Annotated in this window: 20 protein-coding genes; 15 read left to right on the top strand and 5 right to left on the bottom strand. The window is 44.7% G+C overall.

Annotated features, from left to right (window positions below; genetic code table 11):
- Positions 1-181 precede the first annotated feature (181 nt).
- Positions 182-565 carry a response regulator gene (locus tag VL525_RS16965; protein ID WP_325388226.1) on the bottom strand — a complete coding sequence of 128 codons (384 nt, stop codon included), beginning with the start codon at positions 563-565 and terminating at the stop codon, positions 182-184.
- A gap of 248 nt (positions 566-813) precedes the next feature.
- The gene (locus tag VL525_RS16960) at positions 814-1917 is read right to left on the bottom strand and encodes an ATP-binding protein (RefSeq protein WP_325388225.1); all 1104 of its coding nucleotides are present in this window, start codon (positions 1915-1917) and stop codon (positions 814-816) included.
- 717 nt (positions 1918-2634) lie between these two features.
- On the opposite strand from VL525_RS16960, the gene VL525_RS16955 reads away from it, so the two are divergent.
- From VL525_RS16955 to VL525_RS16930, 6 genes are all read left to right on the top strand, one after another.
- Complete coding sequence (locus VL525_RS16955) at positions 2635-3342, top strand: ATP-binding cassette domain-containing protein (protein WP_325388224.1); 708 nt, start codon at positions 2635-2637, stop codon at positions 3340-3342.
- Positions 3343-3470: 128 nt separating this feature from the next.
- Positions 3471-5870, top strand: a complete 2400-nt coding sequence (gldG, locus tag VL525_RS16950) for a gliding motility-associated ABC transporter substrate-binding protein GldG (RefSeq protein ID WP_325388223.1) — start codon at positions 3471-3473, stop codon at positions 5868-5870.
- 35 nt (positions 5871-5905) lie between these two features.
- Positions 5906-7030, top strand: a complete 1125-nt coding sequence (gene dnaN / locus VL525_RS16945) for a DNA polymerase III subunit beta (RefSeq protein ID WP_325388222.1) — start codon at positions 5906-5908, stop codon at positions 7028-7030.
- Between the two features lie 113 nt (positions 7031-7143).
- On the top strand, positions 7144-7839 hold the full coding sequence (locus VL525_RS16940) for a DUF4397 domain-containing protein (RefSeq protein WP_325388221.1): 696 nt from the start codon (positions 7144-7146) through the stop codon (positions 7837-7839).
- 2 nt (positions 7840-7841) lie between these two features.
- On the top strand, positions 7842-8579 hold the full coding sequence (locus VL525_RS16935; protein WP_325388220.1) for a DUF4397 domain-containing protein: 738 nt from the start codon (positions 7842-7844) through the stop codon (positions 8577-8579).
- 39 nt (positions 8580-8618) lie between these two features.
- Entirely contained in the window at positions 8619-9275 is a 657-nt protein-coding gene (locus tag VL525_RS16930; RefSeq protein ID WP_325388219.1) for a DedA family protein, read from the top strand.
- On the opposite strand, the gene VL525_RS16925 is transcribed toward VL525_RS16930, so the two are convergent.
- Together VL525_RS16925 and VL525_RS16920 are read right to left on the bottom strand one after the other, a co-directional pair.
- Positions 9265-9993, bottom strand: a complete 729-nt coding sequence (locus tag VL525_RS16925; RefSeq protein WP_325388218.1) for a TMEM175 family protein — start codon at positions 9991-9993, stop codon at positions 9265-9267. The two genes, VL525_RS16930 and VL525_RS16925, sit on opposite strands and share 11 nt — an antisense overlap.
- Before the next feature lies 1 nt (position 9994).
- Positions 9995-10954, bottom strand: a complete 960-nt coding sequence (locus VL525_RS16920) for a zinc dependent phospholipase C family protein (RefSeq protein ID WP_325388217.1) — start codon at positions 10952-10954, stop codon at positions 9995-9997.
- Positions 10955-11136: 182 nt separating this feature from the next.
- On the opposite strand from VL525_RS16920, the gene rpsT reads away from it, so the two are divergent.
- The 7 genes from rpsT to VL525_RS16885 all read left to right on the top strand — a co-directional run bounded on the left by rpsT (position 11137) and on the right by VL525_RS16885 (position 17994).
- Positions 11137-11391, top strand: coding sequence for a 30S ribosomal protein S20 (rpsT, locus tag VL525_RS16915; protein WP_325388216.1), 255 nt, complete (start codon positions 11137-11139; stop codon positions 11389-11391).
- A gap of 274 nt (positions 11392-11665) precedes the next feature.
- Entirely contained in the window at positions 11666-12364 is a 699-nt protein-coding gene (gene radC, locus VL525_RS16910) for a RadC family protein (RefSeq protein WP_325388215.1), read from the top strand.
- A gap of 107 nt (positions 12365-12471) precedes the next feature.
- On the top strand, positions 12472-14871 hold the full coding sequence (pheT, locus tag VL525_RS16905; RefSeq protein WP_325388214.1) for a phenylalanine--tRNA ligase subunit beta: 2400 nt from the start codon (positions 12472-12474) through the stop codon (positions 14869-14871).
- Positions 14872-14948: 77 nt separating this feature from the next.
- Positions 14949-15239, top strand: a complete 291-nt coding sequence (locus tag VL525_RS16900; RefSeq protein ID WP_325388213.1) for a hypothetical protein — start codon at positions 14949-14951, stop codon at positions 15237-15239.
- Positions 15240-15260: 21 nt separating this feature from the next.
- Positions 15261-15551: a cell division protein ZapA gene (locus tag VL525_RS16895; RefSeq protein ID WP_147033969.1), complete on the top strand. Its 291-nt coding sequence runs from the start codon at positions 15261-15263 to the stop codon at positions 15549-15551.
- 220 nt (positions 15552-15771) lie between these two features.
- Positions 15772-17337: a ribonuclease Y gene (gene rny / locus VL525_RS16890; protein ID WP_325388212.1), complete on the top strand. Its 1566-nt coding sequence runs from the start codon at positions 15772-15774 to the stop codon at positions 17335-17337.
- A 126-nt stretch (positions 17338-17463) separates the two neighbouring features.
- A complete protein-coding gene (locus VL525_RS16885) occupies positions 17464-17994 on the top strand; it encodes a DUF962 domain-containing protein (protein WP_325388211.1) in 531 nt (176 codons plus the stop codon).
- 9 nt (positions 17995-18003) lie between these two features.
- On the opposite strand, the gene VL525_RS16880 is transcribed toward VL525_RS16885, so the two are convergent.
- Positions 18004-18645: a DUF47 domain-containing protein gene (locus VL525_RS16880; protein ID WP_325388210.1), complete on the bottom strand. Its 642-nt coding sequence runs from the start codon at positions 18643-18645 to the stop codon at positions 18004-18006.
- A gap of 189 nt (positions 18646-18834) precedes the next feature.
- Between VL525_RS16880 and VL525_RS16875 the strand changes: the two genes are divergently transcribed.
- Both VL525_RS16875 and VL525_RS16870 read left to right on the top strand, forming a co-directional pair.
- Positions 18835-19200 carry a hypothetical protein gene (locus VL525_RS16875; protein ID WP_325388209.1) on the top strand — a complete coding sequence of 122 codons (366 nt, stop codon included), beginning with the start codon at positions 18835-18837 and terminating at the stop codon, positions 19198-19200.
- An 88-nt stretch (positions 19201-19288) separates the two neighbouring features.
- The gene (locus VL525_RS16870; protein WP_325388208.1) at positions 19289-20668 is read left to right on the top strand and encodes a TolC family protein; all 1380 of its coding nucleotides are present in this window, start codon (positions 19289-19291) and stop codon (positions 20666-20668) included.
- Positions 20669-20678: the final 10 nt, after the last annotated feature.

Here is a 20678-nt window from a genome sequence, read left to right as displayed (position 1 = left end):
TTACAGAATTAAAGGATGAACTGAATTTTGATTCTATTATATTGGTCCCCTTGAAGCAAACGAGTATTGTCAAATTTATTGATGGCAAAAAACGGCGCGTGCCACGCAATAACATACCCGTTTGGAAAACAGAGCGATATATAACCCTTAAATTATTTATCGTGGCATTGTGCTTTCAGCTTCAGGCAGTGGCTTTTGCCGACACACCGGTTGGCTTAACAGCCAAATTGTGCAGTATACCCTCCAGTTCATCCAGGTTAAAAGGCTTGGAAAGCCAGGCATCGCACTTACAGCCTTTGGCTATTTCTTCGATATTAGGGCGGGTGGATATAAGCATTACCTGTACATGTTTTGTAGCACTATTTATTTTCACCAGGTCGCAAAAGTTAGACCCCTGGTAATTGTTTATCCAGTCATCCAGAATGAGCAAATCGGGTGATATTTTTTTGATGCGCGACATCGAAGTATCACCATCCCCGTAGTATACCCGGCAACCCTGCTCCGTTGCTATATAACCCAAAGCCTCGCGGGTGTCGGCGTCATCTTCAATGATCAGCACTTTCATTGTAATAGGTTAATTGACAATAGATTCAGTTCAGTAATTTACCTAATAATAATAGGGCGTAAAATGATGACGGTCACAACATACAATTAATATTAAAAATGATCCGCAACGCTACCGGGCCATGCCCGTCTGCGAGAACGGTATGTTGAACTCCCCAAAAAAGGCACGTTCCCCTTTGACCGGGGGGGGCGCCTGCAAAACCCATGCAGCGTTGCGGATCATTTATTAGCTAAAAGATGCAAATAAGGTTACGACGGTAACCGTACCGACTTTAACAAAAAGTACACGCTGAAAGTACTCCCCTCGTTAACGCTGCTTTCAACACCGATACGGCCACCCATCGCTTCGGCCTGGAATTTGGTTATAAACAGGCCAATACCCTTGGCGTCGTCGTTACCATGAAAAGTATTGTACATGCCGAACAGGTCCTTGCCATGGCGCTTGAGATCGATACCTAATCCGTTGTCCCTTATCCTGAAAGCCAGCTCGCGACCTTCAACAGCGGTTGTTAGCTCGATAAGCGGCAACCTGCCGGGATGGCGGTATTTAAGTGCATTAGTTAAAAAGTTTAGAATGATACTGTCAAGGTAAGCCGGGTTGGCCCAAAGCAGCAGCGTGGTGTCAATTCGGTTCAATATCAGCGCATGGGTATCCTTTACCTGCTTGCAAAGCATGCTGGTGGCTTTTTCTATATAATCGTACAGGTTTAACCATTCGTATTTCAATTTCCCATGGTTTTGTGCATCGGCTACCTCATTCAGGTTTTTAATGGTTGAGCTGAAATTTTTTGATATGGTGCGCAAATAGCCCATCAGCTCCTTTTCTTCCTCTTCGGTTTTAGCTTCGTCAATAAAATCCAGCATCGTCTCCAGGTTAAAGGCATAGGTACTCAGGTTATGCGACACAATATTGGCAAAATTGAGCAGCCGGTTGTTTTGCTCCTTTATGATCTGGTTGGATCGCTGCAATTCTTTGTCAAGCGTTTTCATCGGCGTAACATCGGCCACATGTACATAAAAGCCCCTCACTTCGCCATTGTCATCAAAATCGGGGAAATAATTGGCAATAGACGGCCGGATGCTGCCGTCGGGCATCGGGATGTCCCGCTCAAAGGTTTGAGGCCTGCCTGCCAGTGCACCCATGATGTAGGGATAATTTTTGGCAAAAAGCGCAGGACCAAGCAGCTCCATCAGTGTCATTTTATTTATCAGCTGTTCACTTGATTTTGCAAACCAATCGATATAGGCGGTATTTGCAAACCTGCACACCAGGTTTTTATCCCAGTAAGCCAGCATAGCCGAGATGTTGTTGGCTACTGCAACGTCATACCCATCGTTGTGGTTTGTTTCCATGATCTGTGTTCCAATAGTTAACTTAATAAGGGCAATAAGTTCCAATCCAAAGGCACCTGAATGCCATAATAAAGATAAGGGCAGCAGATAACTTAAAAAATGACCCCGGTCATGCCGGGTAATGAACAAGGTCATTTTTAGATGGTCGTCACGAGAGGTTTTGTAAGTGTTGCAGTAGTGGATCTTCTATGAAAAAGTGGGCAGGCGACACTTGAAGCGAATTTTCACCCCCTAATCCGAATAATCACCCGATCGTTGGCGGGCTTAGTGTATCCAAAAAATAATTTCCTGTTTTAATAATGCATCCGTTTATGTACAACTGGTTCGCGATTTTTTTTTTAAGCGGATAGGTAACGGCCTGAAATTGACTTTTTAAGCCCTTTTTTAACCTTTTTAGGATTTTTCCGCTTTTCCGGCAAAAAAACGGGTCGGAAATGCTCTTTGGGTTAACGCTTAAATAATTGATATACAGTACTATGGAGAAACAGGTGTTCACGGAAAACGCAAAAATGGGTCACTTTTTTCGAAATACTTACTCGTAACGCATTGATAATAAATTATTTACAATTTTATTGCAGTGGCAAGCGGCGGTGGCGTGAACACTTAGTGTATTTAAGGCTAAGGGTGAAAGGTAAAAGGATAATGGTTTTGATCTTGACCACGCCTTTTACCTTTCGCCTTTACCCTTTTACCTATAAAAAACCTACATTTACGCCCATGAGCATTAGTGTCGAATCATTGACCAAGGTTTACGGGCAGCAAAAGGCTGTGGATGGTATATCATTCAGCGCGAAGCCGGGTGTGCTGGGTTTCCTGGGTCCCAATGGCGCGGGTAAATCAACCACCATGAAGATTTTGACGGGCTATATCCCGCAAACATCGGGTAAAGCATCGGTATGTGGTTTTGATGTGGAAACGCAGGCGTTGGAGGTGAAGCGCAACATTGGCTACCTGCCCGAAAGCAACCCGCTTTACCAGGAAATGTATGTGCGCGAGTCGATGGCTTTTATTGCCGATATTCACGGGGTACCTGATGCTGAAAAACGAATCGACGAGGTGATAGAGCTAACCGGCCTTACACCCGAAAAACATAAAAAGATAAGCCAGCTTAGCAAGGGCTATAAACAACGGGTGGGCCTGGCGCAAGCCATCCTGCACGACCCGCAGGTGCTTATACTGGACGAACCGACCTCGGGCCTCGACCCGAACCAACTGATCGGCATCCGCCAGCTTATTCGCGACCTGGGCAAAACTAAAACCATTATCCTTAGCACCCACATTATGCAGGAGGTTGAGGCCGTTTGCAGCCATGTGGTCATTATCAACAAAGGTAAAATAGTGGCTAACGATAGTCTGGACGGGCTACGGTCGGCTAATAAAGGAAAATCATTGGAGGATATTTTTATAGTGTTGACGAACAATTAGTCTTACCTTATCAATAAACCTATTATAAAGCTTTAGCCTTTCCGCTTTTAGCTTTCTGCTCAATAACCCTTCTTTCACATTCTCAAATAATATTGTAATTTCGGCACCTTACAGCCGTTAATTTCGCAGTGTATAGCATTTTAAAGAAGGAGATCACATCCTACCTCAGCTCGCTGGTAGCTTATGTAACCATTGGCGTATTTTTATTGGTGCTCGGTCTTTTCCTGTGGGTATTCCCCGAATCAAGCATACTGGAATATGGTTATGCCGGATTAGATAGCCTTTTCAACACCGCGCCCTACCTGTTCATGTTCCTTATTCCGGCTATTACCATGCGCTCGCTTGCCGAAGAACGCAAGGAGGGTACCTTCGAGCTGTTGCTTACCCGCCCGCTTACAGATGGGCAGATAGTATTAGGGAAATTCTTCGCTTGCGTATTGCTGGTACTTTTCGCCCTGCTGCCAACGCTGGTTTATTATTATACGGTTTACCATTTGGGTAACCCTCAGGGTAATATTGACACTGGTGCGGTCATTGGCTCTTACATCGGGCTGTTTTTATTAGGATCATCCTTTGCGGCGATAGGTTTATTTGCATCGTCCATCAGCAAAAATCAAATTATAGCTTTCACCATTGCGGTATTCCTGTGTTTCTTTTTTTATACAGGTTTCGATTCACTAAGTACTTTATTATCGCTTCAGAATTTAGGTTTAGAGAGCCTTGGCATCACCAGCCACTATGATTCGGTGAGCCGTGGGGTACTGGATACACGCGACCTGGCTTACTTTGTGTGTTTGAGTGCCCTGTTTATTGCTTTTACCTTAATGGTGATCAAAACCCAGCGCCAGAAAGGCAAAAAAAGCACGTTGATAGTACTGGCGGTTATAGTTATCGTTGGATATTTGTCGACACTAAGCTTTACCCGTATCGATTTTACCAAAGAAAAGCGCTTCACCTTATCGCCCATTACCCGGCAGGTGATGACCGGCCTGCATCAGGAGGTAAAGGTGACCGTTTACCTGAAAGGCAATAACTTCCAAAGCTGGATGAAAAACCTTCAGCGTTCAACCCGAGATATGCTGAGCGATCTGCAGGCTTACTCGCACGGCAATTTGCATTTTGAGTTTGTGGACCCGATAGAAAATATCAAAAATCTTTCCGACGATCAGCAAAAGGCCATCTATGATTCGCTGGATGCCAGGGGAATCAGCGGGCAGCCTTTCAGCATAAAAACCGATAACGGCCTGTCGCAGATCATGATATTCCCCGAGGCGCTGGTTGAATACAAGGGGCAAAGCATTGCAGTAAACCTGCTGCAATCGCGCATCGGCTTATCGGAAGAAGAAGTTGCTAAAAATTCGATACAAAACCTCGAATACAATTTTGCTTCGGCCATCCGCAAGATCACCAGCGGCGGGAAACCTTTGATCGGCTTCACCGAAGGTCATAATGAATTAAATGACCGCCAGTTGAACGACGCCATGCGCTCGCTGGCCAACGGCTTTGTTGTCGGCAGGGTCGACCTGAAAACTATTCCTTTCGAAGCTTTGATGCACCTGCGCATGCTGGTAATCCCCAAACCTGATAAGCCATTTACCGAACTGGAGAAGTTCAAAATAGACCAATACGTAATGCGCGGCGGTAAAGTATTGTGGTCGATAGACCAAGTAAGCGCCGAACTGGACAGTTTAAAAGGACATGGGAACGAGCAGTTATCGTTCCCCAAGCAGCTCAATTTAGATGACCAGTTGTTTGTTTATGGCGTGCGGATCAATTACGACCTGATAGCCGACATGAGCTGCGCACCGATACCCGTGGTTACCGGGAATGTCGGCGGGCAACCTCAGATACAAAATGCGCCCTGGCTGTTCTTTCCTGTTATCATCCCGCAATCAAAAAACCCGGTGGTAAAGGACCTGGATGGTATCCGTACCGAGTTTGTGAACACGATAGATACCATCGGTGTGAAAGGGCTCAAAAAGACCATACTGCTTGCTTCGTCCATTCACAACAAAAAGTTTTCGACCCCGTACCTGCTGTCATTGCAGGCATTGGAGCAGGAGCCTGACCCAAAAGAGTTTGTCAACCAGCCGAAAACCGTAGGTGTATTGCTGGAAGGTAAATTTAAATCGGATTTTCTTAACAGGCCATTGCCGGAGGGGTTAACGGATAAGGTGGAGTCGCTGCCCGAGAGCAAACCGACAAAAATGATCGTGATAAGTGATGGCGATATCTTTAAAAACCAGGTGGGCGCCGACGGCTCGGTATATCCTTTGGGATACGACCGTTATACCCAGCAAACCTATGCCAACAAGAACCTTTTGCTGAACATTGCCGACTATATGACCGATGATTCGGGCCTGATAGAACTGCGTACCAAAGAGATAAAAATACGCCTGCTGGACAGGGCAAAAATACGCAGCGAAAAGCTTTACTGGCAGGTGATAAATAATGCCGTTCCTTTGGCGTTTGTGTTAATATTTGCTATTTTTCAACATTATATTCGCAGAAGAAAGTATGCTCATTAATTTTTATACTTTTGGTTGATTAATACCATTCACATATGAGATTTATAGTTTCAACATCCACATTACTCAAGCAATTGCAGGCCGTAAGCGGGGCACTGAGCAGCAGCACAGTTTTGCCTATATTGGAGAATTTTTTATTTGAGATAAAGGATGGGAACTTAACCATTTCGGCAACTGATTTGCAGACCAGTATGACCACCTCGCTGACGGTGGAAGCCAAGGAGAACGGCCGCATAGCCATCCCTTCGCGCATCCTGCTGGATACCCTGAAATCCCTGCCGGAACAACCTATTGCCTTTAATATCGACGACAGCACTTTTGCTATCGAAATAAATGCCGGCGACGGTAAATACAAGCTAAGCGGTGAGAATGGCGAGGACTTCCCCAAGATACCGGTTGTGGAAAACGCATCGTCGGTTAACCTGCCTGCATCTGTTTTGGCGGAAGCTATTAACAAAACCATTTTTGCAGTAAGTAATGACGAGCTTCGCCCGGCTATGACAGGAGTGTACTGCCAGTTATCGAGCCAGCACATTACTTTTGTAGCTACCGATGCGCATAAACTTGTACGCTACCGCCGCAAGGATGCCAAGGCTGCAAGCACTGCGTCCTTTATCTTACCTAAAAAAGCGCTGAATTTGCTTAAATCGGCGCTGCCTTCCGAGGATATCAATGTTTCTGTGGAATACAACAGCACAAGTGCGTTCTTTAAATTCAGCAATATTAACCTGGTTTGCCGTTTGATAGATGAACGGTACCCTGACTACGAAGCGGTAATACCGCAGAATAACCCAAATAAGCTGATCATAGACAGGCAGTCGTTCCTGGGATCGCTTAACCGTGTTGCTATTTACGCTAACAAAACTACGCACCAGGTAAGATTGAAGATCAACGGCAGTGAGCTGAATATATCTTCGGAAGATATTGATTTTGCTAACGAGGCGCATGAGCGTTTAAGCTGCCAGTATGATGGCGAGGATATCGAAATAGGTTTTAATGCACGGTTTTTGATAGAGATGTTAAAAAATCTGGGCAGTGAAGAAGTGATGCTGGAAATGTCAACACCTAACCGTGCCGGTTTATTGCTGCCGGTTGCCGGAGACGAGAATGAAGATGTGCTGATGCTGGTGATGCCGGTAATGCTTAATAGTTATGCTTAAGTTGTAAACTTAAATTATAAATCCAAATCCAGAGTCCGGTGTGTAAACCGGACTTTTTTGTTCGGCCCAATAACAAATGATCAGATAACAAGTTATAATAGCATTTGACAGGTATGAATATCCGCATAACAGGCTTGTTTTTGGTTGCTTTGTTAACCGCTTTTGCATCCTGCAAAAAAAGCGGGGATGTGCCCGTCGCCGTCAACCTTGCGGACAGCCTGAATATTGTTAATGCTTCCACCAATACGATCAATTATTACCTGAACGGCACGCGTTTGAATAATAATTCGAACTTGTACCCGGGCGGTTCATCGGGTTACTACTACGTTCCTACGGGGACACAAACTTACCAGGTAAAAAAGGCGTTTAATCCCTCTACCAGTGTGGTACAGGAACTGTTCAGTATCCCTTTGAATCTTGAGGCGCATCATTATTACTCATTGTTCATCACCGACGATACGGCGGCTCATGCTTTTTACGTAAAAGATGCATTGAGGGCCGAGAGCCGGACGGACACCTGTTTGGTAAGGTTTGTAAATGCTTCGCCCAACAGTGGCAGCCTCGATTTTGCCGTTGGCGATACATTGAAATTCAGCAATAAAGCATTTACTGATACCAGCGACTTCCGTCCCGTTGGTGTAAGCGGACTGAAAGCGATCGTGTTGTACCAGTCAGGTTCTGCCGAGCCGCTCGTCAGCGGGCATTACCCGTTAGCTGCCGGAAAATCCTATACTTTTTATGCAAAAGGCAAAAAAGGGGGTAGTGGAGACGCAAAGTTGAACCTGGGTGTTACCCTGAATTATAATTGAATATGAGGAAGAATAATAGCGGTGGCGTGAAAGTTTTGGTATTCCTGTTTATTATGGGAGCTTTTGCCGTTCCCTTTATATCTTCTTGTGGCAAAACATCGGTCAATGCCAGCTCCCAAAACATACAATACCAGGTAGTAAATCTTAGTCCCAGCCTAGGGCCAATTAGCTTGTATATTAATTACAGGATATATAACAATGCAAATTTTTATTATCCAAGGCCTTCGGGGTATTTTTATCTCAGTTCAATCGATCCGCCATTTCAGATCAGGTCATCGCCCAATCAAACTGCCGGTACTATAATTACCGTTCAGGGTAATATCCTAAGCATGAGCGATACGCTGAAGCCCAATTTGAGATATACTTTATTCGTAACCGGCCTGCTTTCCGACAGCAGTATTAACCGTGTTTTCCTGACGGATACTTCATCTGTGCCAACTACAGGCCGGGGGAAAGTAAGGTTTTTGAACGCCTCGCCCTTATCAGGAGCATTTGATTTGTGGGCCAACGACAGGATTGCATTCTCGAATGCTAAATATAATATTGTTACGCCTTACATGGAATTGCCTGCCGGCAGCTATAATTTTAATGTATATAGCCAGGGAACTTCTACCGCCGTGATAGGGTCGGAACAGAATGTAACCATCCAAGACGGACGGCTTTATACTATTTACTCATATGGCGTGGCCGGGCATACCGATAGTCTCGCCTTTGGCATGGGTACTATCACCAACAAATAATCCCGTTTTAATTTATATTTTTGCCAAAATCTCAAAAAATTGGAAGTAGTAAAAAGCCTGATCGACTTTATCCTTCATATTGACAAGCACCTGGCTGACATCATCAGTCAATATCATACGCTTACTTACCTTATATTATTTGCCATTATTTTTGCCGAGACCGGTTTTGTAATTACCCCATTTTTGCCGGGCGATTCGTTGCTGTTTGCTGCTGGCGCGCTTATAGCCGCCGGAAATACAGGCTTGAATATTTATGTTTTAGCCTTAATACTAATTGTTGCCGCGTTTACAGGGAACACGGTCAATTACCTTATCGGTAATTACCTCGGTCCCAAAGTATTTAAGCCCGAAAACAAGATATTGAAACTGGATTACTACCTGCAAACCCAGGCATTTTTTGATAAGCATGGAGGCAAGGCGGTTATTTTCAGCCGGTTTATGCCGATCATCCGCACCATAGCGCCCTTTGTAGCTGGGGTTGGGCGTATGCCTATGTTGCGCTATAGCCTTTACAACATCATCGGGGGGGCATCGTGGATATTGGTTTTCCTTTTCACAGGATACCTGCTCGGCAATGTCCCTTTCTTTAAAGCTCATTTCTCGATGATAGCAGTTGCCATTATCATTGTTTCTGTGCTGCCGCCAATTATTGCGGCTATCAATAGCCGTGTAAAGAAAAAGGCAGTTAATCAATAACAACCCCAAAAAGCTTACCCGATTTCCTGCCTCTTATACTAAAGAATAGGGGATAAACAATAGCCAGCAGAAAATAGACGTAGCCCGAAGCTCCTTTGATATTGGAAGGTAATACGGTCGTCATTAACATAGCCAGCAGCCCTATCAAAACATTCAGCAGGTTAATATACATCTGGCTTTTGGTCTCAAACAATTCGAAGGGTGTAAGCTCCAGCTTCTTTTCGTGACTTTGCGCGTGCCGGTACATCAGGTAAAAAAGGAAATAGATCACTACATAACCTAAATTGTAAACATATAGAAGGGCAGGCACCTGGTCGGTGCGGATCATCGATAACTTAACACCGTTGCTGAGATAGGTGTTATCACCTGAGAAAACCAGTGTAAACAGAAATTTGAGGGGATAGGTGTAGGTCAGCACTACGAATAACAATACTGCATTCAGGAAAGTTGTGTAGGCATCAACAATGCCATACCGCCTGAAAAATATGTTCTGGTTGTTCCAGATCAGAAAAAGCAAGGCAAAGCAAACGCCAAAACTTACAAAGCCCTTCATGGTCTCAAAAAGCTCGTCGAAAGATTTGGGCACCTCCAACGACACGATGATCAGTGTAACTGCAAAAGCAAATACCGCGTCGCTGAAAGTTTCAAGCCGGCTTGGCTCATGACTGCGCCAGCGGATGGTCTTCTTTGCAATTGTTGCGGCTTTCTTTCGGAACATATCAATGGTTTAAGGTAAGTATTTTCCCCGCTTTGTACAAAATAACTTCCTGCCGGATCTTTCTCTTCTCGTCCGGCGTTGATGGCTTTACGATAAGTTTATCCAGATCAGGCTGCCCCGCGTCTACCCAGGCCGAATACCAGTAACTGCCGATAGCTAATATGGACAACCGCATCCGTCTTTCAACCATGCCTTTTAATGCTGCCTGGTAAGCTTTGGCATAAGCTTCAGAATAATCTTTAACGGTTTTGCCGCTGCGTTTCAGCAGGACATATTTCTTATCCGCCGGAAAGTTCTTATCAATGGCTTTTTCAAACCTTAAAACAGAATCGACACCGGCAAAGGATGTCCGGCAAATTTTAAAAGCCTCGTTCAGCGGGTTCTCAATATATCGTGCCCTGCCAACGTAGTAATGGTATTTGTCGCTAAATAATTCCGGTATACGGCTTTCCCACAAGGCATGGATGCCGGTTTGATTGGTGAATTGCCCGTCGTAGTTTTGCGTGAGATGGAGCGGCACATGTGCATCCGCAATATAATGGCCCAGGTTGGCCGATGTTTTTAATATGCCGGTAGTATCGTGCTTTTTAAAAGCATCCACTAGCCGGTAATACTGGTATTGTATCTCCCACGGCACCGTGCCGTACTTTTTTAAAGTATCTTCCGAATACTTTTTGGCGGCCTCTTTCCATTTCAACGGCATTTTCATAAAGGGCCTTTTGCCGTAATGGTCGGCATCAAAAAAATGGCGTGGCGCTTCCAGCGAATCCACATAGCGTTTCTTATCCGGGTCGACAGCATGTTCTGTTATGTAGTTGATATTTGCCTCGTAAAACCCTGCCATGGCCTTAGGTAAGGTGAATACCGCAACATGGTTTATCCGCCGGTGCCCGAAAAACCCCCAGGACGAGCAAATGATTATCACAATTACTGAAATGAGAATTCTTGCGGCGAACTTCATGCTCAAATATGCTTTTTTTTGGTTGGAAAGTTGTATGGTTACAATGTTGAACTGTTGTTGGGTACGTTCATCTTTAACTTTACAACATTTCAACCTTCAAACAAAATTTCACATCCCATTTGACATTATAAAAAAATCACTCTATATTTGCAGTCCGAAAAATAAAAGAAGAATTAGCTAAAATGGCAAATCATAAATCATCATTAAAAAGGATCAGGTCTAACGCTGCGAAGCGCTTACGTAACAGATACCAGGCTAAAACCACCAGGAACGCCATCAAAAAATTAAGAGATACTACTTCTAAAGCAGAAGCTGCACCTCTTTTAACCAAGGTGATCTCGATGCTTGACCGTTTGGCTAAGAAAAACGTCATCCACAAAAACAAAGCCTCAAACAATAAATCAAAACTGACCAAATTTGTTAACGGTCTGAAATAATATAAAAGATATGTTCTTTTCGGAATAGCGATGGGTATTTACTCATCGCTATTTTTTTGTGATTTATGGTTTACACCAATATTTAGTAGTATGCTGATATTCAATTAATTAACTTCAAAATAAGATAAATTGTGTAAACCATGTTAACCATGATTTACGTTGTAAATTTACGTGAATCTGGATTTGCAGAATTCAGGAATTGCATTAATTTTTGTTACTTAGGATGCCGAAATTAAGTGAATTCGATCAATTCGTTGAATTCCGGTTCAGACAGATGAAACCTTACGAAACCAAGATCAGCATTAAAGCCTGGGCCGAAGAGGACCGCCCCCGCGAAAAACTAAGCGCGCAGGGCCGTCGTGCGCTTACGGATGCAGAATTGCTGGCTATCCTCATCGGGTCAGGAAACGACAGTGAATCGGCGGTTGAATTGAGCAAGCGCATCCTGCACCATTACGATAACGACCTGAACAAACTGGCCAAAGCTACTATTGCCGAATTGTGCAATTTCAGGGGCATAGGCGAAGCAAAGGCCATTTCCATTATTGCCGCGCTTGAAGTAGGCCGTCGCAGGAGCGAAACCGAGGAAAAGCCGGCGGAATTTATCAAAGCCAGCCGGGACGCTTACAACCTGATGCGCCGCCACATGCTCGATTTGAACCACGAGGAATTCTGGATCATCCTGCTCGGACAGTCAAGCAAAGTATTGAGTAAGGAATTGATAAGCAAAGGGGGCCTAACGGCTACCATCGCGGATCCCAAAATTATCTTCAGTATTGCCTTACAGCAACATGCCACAGGCATTATCCTGGTACACAATCACCCTTCAGGCAACCTCAAGCCGAGTCAATTAGATATAGATCTCACCAAACAGCTTAGGTCGGCCGGGCGATTATTAGACATTCAGATATTTGACCATCTCATCATTACGGATAATGGTTATATGAGTTTTTCGGATCAGAGCCTGTTGTAGTCCAGAAGTCAGCAAGTGTGCATCAAATAGTCTTTCGGACTTTCGGTCTTCCCGACTTCCGGACTTACCAGCTAAATCCTATCTTTGCGCTTCACTATTTTGCTGTAATGAAAATATCCTATAACTGGCTTAAACAATTTATTGATACGGACAAAACTCCCGAACAACTGTCGCAGATACTTACCGGCATTGGTTTGGAAGTGGAAATGATGGATAAGGTGCAGCCTGTACCCGGCGGTCTTGAGGGTTTGGTTATAGGTCATGTAAAGGAATCACAGGATCATCCGAACTCCGACCACCTGCATTTGACGAAAGTTGATGTAGGCACCGGTACGGATCTGCAGATCGTGTGCGGTGCGGCTAATGTGGCGGCCGGGCAAAAGGTGGTTGTTGCCGTAGTAGGCGCCACGGTTTACCCGATGGAGGGCGATAATTTCAAGATCAATAAATCAAAGATCAGGGGCGAAGTGTCTGAAGGGATGATCTGCGCCGAGGATGAGATAGGCCTGGGGCATTCGCACGAAGGTATCATGGTGCTGGATGCCGGTGCAATTCCCGGAACGCCTGCTAAAGCGTATTTCAAATTAGAGGACGATTATTTGTACGAGATCGGCCTCACGCCAAACCGCGCCGATGCAGCTTCGCATTTAGGTACGGCCAGGGATATTGCCGCGTTCATCAAAACAAATATCAACAAGCCTGATATTTCAGATTTCAAAGTTGACAACAACGACCGTAAAATCGAGGTGGTTGTAGAAAATACGGAAGCTTGCCCAAGGTATTCAAGCCTGACCATCTCCGGTGTCGAAGTAAAAGACTCGCCGAAATGGCTGAAAGAAAAGCTGGCGGTGATCGGCATGCGTTCTATCAATAATATTGTTGATGTTACCAATTATGTGCTGCATGGCCTTGGCCAGCCGCTGCATGCTTTTGATGCCGACGCTGTAAAGGGCAACAAGGTAATCGTGAAGACCTGCCCCGAAGGCACGATATTCAAAACACTAGACGATGTCGACCGCAAGCTTTCAGCCGATGACCTGATGATCTGCAATGCCGATGAGCCGATGTGCATTGCGGGTGTATTTGGCGGGGCAAGTTCCGGCGTAAAGGAAACGACGGAGAATGTGTTTTTGGAGAGCGCTTACTTCAATTCTGTTTGGGTGCGCAAAACATCCAAACGTCATGGTTTGAAAACCGATGCTTCTTTCCGTTTTGAGCGCGGTACCGACCCGGATATTACGGTGTTCGCTCTGAAATATGCTGCGATGCTGATCAAAGAGGTTGCTGGTGGAACCATATCGTCTGATGTTTCGGATATCTATCCAAACCCGGCTACCCCTTTTGAGGTAAATATTACCTACAAAAATGTCGACAGGCTTATCGGTAAGCATATCCCGCAGGAAGAGATCAAGTCCATTATTACCGCATTGGATATTCATATCGTTAACGAAACAGCCGACGGTTTATCCCTGAAAGTTCCCCCTTACCGTGTAGATGTTACCCGCGAGGTGGACGTGATAGAGGAGATACTGCGTATATACGGTTACAATAATATTGAGATCCCTACCCAGATCAGGGCGTCGTTAAATAATTCCATCCGTCCGGAAAAGGATGATGTACAAAATACCATATCCGATCTGCTCAGCGCCAATGGGTTTAACGAGATACTGTCCAATTCGTTGACCAGATCGACTTATTCAACCGACCTTGATCATGCGGTGAAAATTCTGAACCCGTTAAGCGGCGACCTGGATGTAATGCGTCAAAGCATGGTATTTTCAGGTTTGGAGGCTATCGCCTATAACCAAAATCGCAGGAACGGCGATCTGAAATTATATGAGTTCGGCAAGGTGTACAGCCTGAAGGAAGATAAGTATATCGAAACGCAGCGTTTCGCCATTTTTCTTTCCGGCGCCAACCAGGCTGAGCAATGGAACCAAAAGCCACAGCCGGTGTCATTTTATATGCTGAAAGCTGTCGTGGATGGTTTGATCCAAAGGTTGCGCATCACCGATCTGACTACAGAGGATGCCACCTGCAGCAAAATTGCTTATGGCCTGCAATACATGCGTAATAGTAAGCAACTGGTGAAATTCGGCGCAGTAGCTGCATCGGCACTGAAGAAGGTTGACCTGGATAAAGAGGTGTTTTATGCCGACTTTAATTTCGATATGGTATTAAACGCCGTCCGCAAGAACAGGATCGTTTACCAGGATGTATCGAAATTTCCGGCTGTTCGCCGCGACTTGTCTATGCTGGTGGATAAAACGGTAACATTCGGTCAGCTGAAACAAATCGCGCTGAAAACAGAAAAGAAGTTATTGAAGGATGTTAACGTATTCGACGTTTACGAGGGCGACAAGCTGCCGGCCGGCAAAAAATCATACGCTTTAAGTTTTACTTTACAGGACGAGGAAAAAACTTTGACGGACAAGGCCATAGATTCCATTATGCAAAAATTAATTTATAATTTCGGCAGGGAAGCGGGCGCGGAGGTAAGGAAGTAAAGATCGAATCATCGAATTATTGATTGAACAAATTCATCAATTCAATAATTCAGTAAATCAGTAATTTAAACTAAAGCATGTCAACAACAGCCGATCAACTCAGCAAAGTCGTAGAAAAAACCGAGCGCCTGATAGTGCTTTGTTCGGCATTGCAGGAGGAAAATGACCTGCTGAAGCTGGAAAATCAGTCCCTTGCAGTAGCTGTTGATGCAGGCAAAGAAAAGACAAAAGAGCTGGAAGAAAGGGTTCGGGTTTTGAAGATGGCGAAGTCATTTTCCGAGACCAATGAAAAAACTCTTGACATAAAGCAAAAAATTAACGAATTTGTGCAGGAAATTGATAAGTGTATTGTATTGCTGAAAAGATAATGCAATAGTGAAATAGCTCAAATGGGAGAAATCTCAATAAAAATAAATATTGCTGACAGAGTTTACCCGCTAAAGGTAAACATGGAGGAGGAAGAAATAATACGCAGGGCGGCAAAACTGATCAACGATCGCATAAAAGAATACCAGGAAAATTATGCGGTACGGGATAAACAGGATTTGCTTTCAATGGCGGTGCTGCATTACGCAACATCATCGTTAAAGGTAGAAAAGAAAGTGGCGGTGGAAGATACCGACGTCGCAGACAAGGTTTATCAGTTGGATCATATGCTGTCTGAATTTTTCTCTAAGTAATAACGTTCTTACACATATCAGAGCAATTAAGATTTAACCGCAGTTAAATTTTAGGTTTCACTATTAAAAACTTAACACTTCAATATCAGCGGATCAAAAGGGAATAAAAGCTATTTCAATCACGACTTGGCAAAAACCCGATCCCATCTGTGAAATGAGGTTTTTCAATACATGACACTTAAAGATTAGTTGCGGTTTTTTTATTTTATAAACTAAAGAGATGAACGGATTATTATACACAATTATCGGCCTGCTGGTGGGGGTGCCCGCCGGGTTTACCATAGGCCGGTTCCTGCTCAAAAAACTATTTAAGGATCAGGAGCAAGCAGCCCAAAACAAAGTAAAGAAGATACTGAAAGATGCTGAGACCAGTGCCGAAATACTGAAGAAAGACAAATTGCTTGAAGCAAAGGAGCGCTTTTTACAGATGAAGGCGGAGCATGAACAGGAGATCAACTCAAAAAATAATGCGATCAATCAGCGTGAGAACAGTGTAAAGCAAAAGGAGCAATCTTTTAACTCAAAGCTCGAAAACATGTCGCGTAAGGAATCAGAGATCGATAACGTGCGTAAAAACCTGGAGCGGCAGACAGAGATCGCGGTGAAAAAGCAAGAAGAAGTCGAGCATCTGAAACAGCAGCATGTAGAGCAATTGGAAACCATTGCAGGCTTATCAGCAGAAGATGCCAAGAATCAGCTCATCGATAATTTGCGCGAGGAAGCCCGCAGCAAGGCCATGATGCAGATCAAAGACATTGTGGACGAAGCCAAATTGACCGCCACCAAGGAAGCCAAAAAGATCGTTATTCAGACCATCCAGCGCACAGCTACAGAGAGCGCTATCGAGAATACGGTGTCGATATTCAATATTGAGAACGACGAGATCAAAGGCCGTATCATTGGTCGCGAGGGACGTAATATCCGTGCCCTGGAAGCTGCCACCGGTATCGAAATTATTGTGGATGACACACCGGAAGCGATTATCCTTTCAGGCTTCGACCCGGTACGCCGCGAGATTGCGCGCCTGGCTATGCACCGTTTAGTAACAGACGGCCGTATCCACCCGGCACGTATCGAGGAAGTGGTTGCTAAAACCAAGAAGCAGATAGAAGAGGAGATAGTCGAAATAGGCGAACGTACCGTTATCGACCTCGGTATACATGGCCTGCACCCTGAGTTGATCCGTATGGTTGGGCGTATGCGTTACCGCTCGTCTTATGGTCAGAACTTATTACAGCACTCGCGCGAAGTAGCCAACTTCTGCGCTACCATGGCGGCTGAACTAGGATTGAATGTGAAGATGGCTAAACGGGCCGGCTTACTACATGATATAGGCAAAGTGCCTGATGATAATCCGGAACTGCCGCACGCAATATTAGGCATGCAATTGGCCGAGAAATATAAAGAGCACCCTGAAGTTTGTAACGCCATTGGCGCCCACCACGACGAGATCGAAATGACCTCGATGTTGTCGCCGGTGATACAGGCTTGCGACGCAATATCCGGCGCACGCCCGGGTGCCCGCCGCGAAGTGGTAGAAAGCTATATCAAACGTTTGAAGGAGCTGGAGAGCCTGGCATTGTCGTATCCCGGTGTTGAAAAAACCTTTGCCATACAGGCAGGCCGCGAGTTGCGCGTAGTGGTGGAAAGCGAAAAGATAACGGACGCTCAATCAGAAGTATTGGCGGCTGATATATCTAACCGCATCCAAACTGAAATGACCTATCCGGGCCAGATCAAAGTTACCGTGATCAGGGAGACCCGGTCGGTTGCTTTCGCGAAATAAAAATTCATGACTGTCATTTCGACTAGGAACGAGGAGAAATCTTATACAATTTACCTGCTTTGTTTGCATGATGTTTAAGATTTCTCTCTATCGTTCGAAAAGACATCCTTTAATTGATCGTATCAATTGGCTAATAACAGAAACAAAATCTCGCCTTCTAAGGGGGACGCCCGACGCCCCGTAGATGCCTTGTTTGATCAATATTCCGAACATCATCAAAACTCAAGGAATAAGCTCATCCACTGGTTTTGTGTGCCACTAATTGTGTTTAGTTTATTCGGTCTGTTTTGGGCCATACCCTTTCCATACCTTAAATTTCTTGGCGTCTATAATGGTTTCATAAACTGGGCATCGTTCCTGATGGCTTTTGCCATTTTTTACTATTACCGCTTGTCGCCCAAGTTATCCTATATCATGCTGCTGGTGTTGTTTATTTTCAGCTATTTCGTAACGTTATTAGCAGGCTGGCAAGCCGCGGGCGGGCCCGCGCTGTGGCTGGTGAGCCTTATCATTTTTGTACTGGCATGGGTTGGGCAATTTATAGGCCATAAAATAGAAGGTAAAAGACCTTCATTTCTCGCTGATCTTAAATTCCTGCTCATCGGTCCGATATGGCTTTTGGCTAATATCCTTCGAAGGTTTTCTATCAAATATTAACCCGAACAGTTACAAGCTATTGAGCACAATGATCTCGATAGCATCCGTCACATTTTTACACTTGTTGGCAGACGCTTCCAGCGAGTAAAGGATATCCCTGTGCTTGATGAGAGCAATAGGGTCTTTCTCGCTGGCAAAAAGGTCGGCTAATGCATGATAATATACAAGGTCGGCCTGGTGCTCATATTCCTTTACCCTGCGGCAGGAGGCCAGCATCGCATCAGAATCATCGATCTTAGCGAGTGAACAGATCAGGCTCTGCAGTTCAACACACGATTTTTTGATATAGCCGATTATCGGATGCATGGCCGGCAAAAACTTTTCGATGTTATACAGATGCATTCTTCCGGCTGCTTCATGAACATTATCGGCCACGTCATCAATTGCCGAAGCAAGAATATGGATGTCTTTCCGGTTCATAGGGGTAAAGAATACCTTATCCAAACCAAGATACACCTTATGGGTAATATCGTCGCCCGTTTCTTCCAATACGTTGATTTGCCGGTACAGTGGCTCGCGCTCTTCTATAGATCCTGTTTCCACTACTGCGCTTAGCAACTCCGCCATTTCGACAATATTTTTCCCGGCCTGGTTGAACAGGCCGTAAAATAATTGGCGGTGTGAAAGGAAATTGCTGAAAAGATTACGCATGGCCCCTGGAGTACGGGCTAAAAGTACTGCCGCAATATTAAGACGGTGTTAATAGCAATAAGCGATATGTTAAATAATTGTTACTAATTGATTATTGTTAACGCGGATTTTGCAAAATTACTGTTACACATTTCTACAGACACAATTTAACATCATTTTTGCGCGTAAATGAGTCATTGAACAATAACGATGCAGAAGATTAAAACTTTCAGATTGATCATCTCCATTGCCGCCCTGGTTTTTGTGGCCAAGCCTTTTGCGGGCTTCGGTACGCTTAGCAGGCAGTTCAAACCAATCGTATCGCATACCATACTGGTAAAAAGTTTTACCAAACGCAAACCGGAGAGCCTGGAAGATGCCGATGAAAAACTGCAGGCGATCCATAAGGTGCTGACTAACCCATTATTGTCTTTATTGTCCGCGATTTCTTTTTTTCTGTCCCTGTTATTACCCTCTATCGTTAGCGATATAAGTAAGCTGACAGAGCCGGGAGCCCGATGGATGCCGCGATCCGCCCGGCCTGCCTATCTTCTCGCCGGTAAGCTTACTATTTGATTCAACTCTGCAGCCAATTCAGGCTGCCGTGGGGGATATCTCCTGCAAAGTTTTTTCTTCAGGATAACTAAATCATTTAAATAATAAAATGCTTAAACATATTAGAGGCCTGGCCCTAATGGTGTTATTCTCCGTTTTAGCGGTAACACTCAAAGCCCAGCAACCGGTAACCTTAAAACAATTGTTAGTCAGCGTCGATCATAACGCGCCGGCTTTATTAACCGATTCAACCGCTATAAGCGTCCGGCAGTCGCAGGCAGCCGAAGTGCAAAACAGGTGGCTGCCAAATCTCAGGCTGAATTACCAGGCCGATATCGGGACCAATAATAATGTTGCCGGACCATACTTTGGTTTTGGCATAATTCCTTCCGACACAAGAGGGGTACGCACAACCAGCAACACAACAGCGGTATCTGCAAATGTTGGCGTTGCAGCGCTTGATTGGGAAATATATAATTTCGGAGCTTACGGCGCCGCAAACCGTGTAGCACGTTCAAACATCAACGTCGAACAGAACAATTTTGCGCAATCAAAATACCAGGTAGAGGCTTATACTATTTACAACTACCTGCAACTGATAAGCCTGCAGGATTATCTTCAAATTCAATCCCGGAATATCCGCCGTAACCAGGAGATCTTACAGTCTATAAGTTCTCTCACCAAAGCCGGTGTACGACCGGGTGTAGACACCAGCATCGCTAACGCCGAATTATCAAAAGCCAGGCTGAATTATATTGAGTTGAACGATCAGCTGCAGCGAACGCAATTGCAACTGTCCGCAATTAGTGGCATGCCATATCAGTCTATAATAGCTGATACTTTGGTTGAAAGCCGGTTGATCAATACGCCCTTCAGTAATTTTGATACCGATACTGCCGGTCACCCGATTATCAATTATTATCAGTCCCTTTACCAGAATAGCAAGGAACAGGAAAACCTGGCCAAAAAGCAGTATAACCCTAAGATAATGCTCGAGGGTGCCGCCTGGGGACGAGGGTCGAGCCTGGATGCAAACGATCATTTTAATAGCCTGTCCTCGGGCTGGGGTTTTCAGCGCGATAATTACCTGGTGGGCGTTGGTCTTACCTATAATCTTTTTGATATACGCCGTCGTCAGTTAAAATTAAACACTCAAAAAACGGAGACAGCCTTTTACCGCAATAAACTCGAAGAGCAAAAAGCGCTGCTTGCAGCAAATGCCAACCAGGCCAATGCCACTATGCAAACCGCAAAACTGAGGCTAAGGGAAATACCAAATCAGCTTAAAGCAGCAAATGACGGTTACCGGCAAAAATTATCATTATACAAAAGCGGGCTGACAGACATCATCGAACTGAATGCGGCCCTGAATATCCTTTACCGTGCCGAAACAGATTACGTACAAGCTAAATATGCCTACACGAGCGCTTTGTTTAACGAGGCCATCACCGATAATAAAGTCGCAACCATTTTAAACCTTTTAAAATAACAGAAACTAT

Origin of the sequence: Mucilaginibacter sp. (assembly GCF_035492695.1) — a bacterium.
Classification (GTDB): Bacteria; Bacteroidota; Bacteroidia; order Sphingobacteriales; family Sphingobacteriaceae; genus Mucilaginibacter.
This window is presented reverse-complemented; position numbering and strand designations above follow the sequence as displayed.

Bases quoted from the DNA above. Each gene is read 5' to 3' on its own strand.
- VL525_RS16965 (WP_325388226.1), bottom strand. From the start codon at position 565: ATGAAAGTGCTGATCATTGAAGATGACGCCGACACCCGCGAGGCTTTG.
- VL525_RS16960 (WP_325388225.1), bottom strand. From the start codon at position 1,917: ATGGAAACAAACCACAACGATGGGTATGACGTTGCAGTAGCCAACAAC.
- VL525_RS16955 (WP_325388224.1), top strand. From the start codon at position 2,635: ATGAGCATTAGTGTCGAATCATTGACCAAGGTTTACGGGCAGCAAAAG.
- dnaN (WP_325388222.1), top strand. From the start codon at position 5,906: ATGAGATTTATAGTTTCAACATCCACATTACTCAAGCAATTGCAGGCC.
- VL525_RS16940 (WP_325388221.1), top strand. From the start codon at position 7,144: ATGAATATCCGCATAACAGGCTTGTTTTTGGTTGCTTTGTTAACCGCT.
- VL525_RS16935 (WP_325388220.1), top strand. From the start codon at position 7,842: ATGAGGAAGAATAATAGCGGTGGCGTGAAAGTTTTGGTATTCCTGTTT.
- VL525_RS16925 (WP_325388218.1), bottom strand. From the start codon at position 9,993: ATGTTCCGAAAGAAAGCCGCAACAATTGCAAAGAAGACCATCCGCTGG.
- VL525_RS16920 (WP_325388217.1), bottom strand. From the start codon at position 10,954: ATGAAGTTCGCCGCAAGAATTCTCATTTCAGTAATTGTGATAATCATT.
- rpsT (WP_325388216.1), top strand. From the start codon at position 11,137: ATGGCAAATCATAAATCATCATTAAAAAGGATCAGGTCTAACGCTGCG.
- radC (WP_325388215.1), top strand. From the start codon at position 11,666: ATGAAACCTTACGAAACCAAGATCAGCATTAAAGCCTGGGCCGAAGAG.
- pheT (WP_325388214.1), top strand. From the start codon at position 12,472: ATGAAAATATCCTATAACTGGCTTAAACAATTTATTGATACGGACAAA.
- VL525_RS16900 (WP_325388213.1), top strand. From the start codon at position 14,949: ATGTCAACAACAGCCGATCAACTCAGCAAAGTCGTAGAAAAAACCGAG.
- VL525_RS16895 (WP_147033969.1), top strand. From the start codon at position 15,261: ATGGGAGAAATCTCAATAAAAATAAATATTGCTGACAGAGTTTACCCG.
- rny (WP_325388212.1), top strand. From the start codon at position 15,772: ATGAACGGATTATTATACACAATTATCGGCCTGCTGGTGGGGGTGCCC.
- VL525_RS16880 (WP_325388210.1), bottom strand. From the start codon at position 18,645: ATGCGTAATCTTTTCAGCAATTTCCTTTCACACCGCCAATTATTTTAC.
- VL525_RS16875 (WP_325388209.1), top strand. From the start codon at position 18,835: ATGCAGAAGATTAAAACTTTCAGATTGATCATCTCCATTGCCGCCCTG.
- VL525_RS16870 (WP_325388208.1), top strand. From the start codon at position 19,289: ATGCTTAAACATATTAGAGGCCTGGCCCTAATGGTGTTATTCTCCGTT.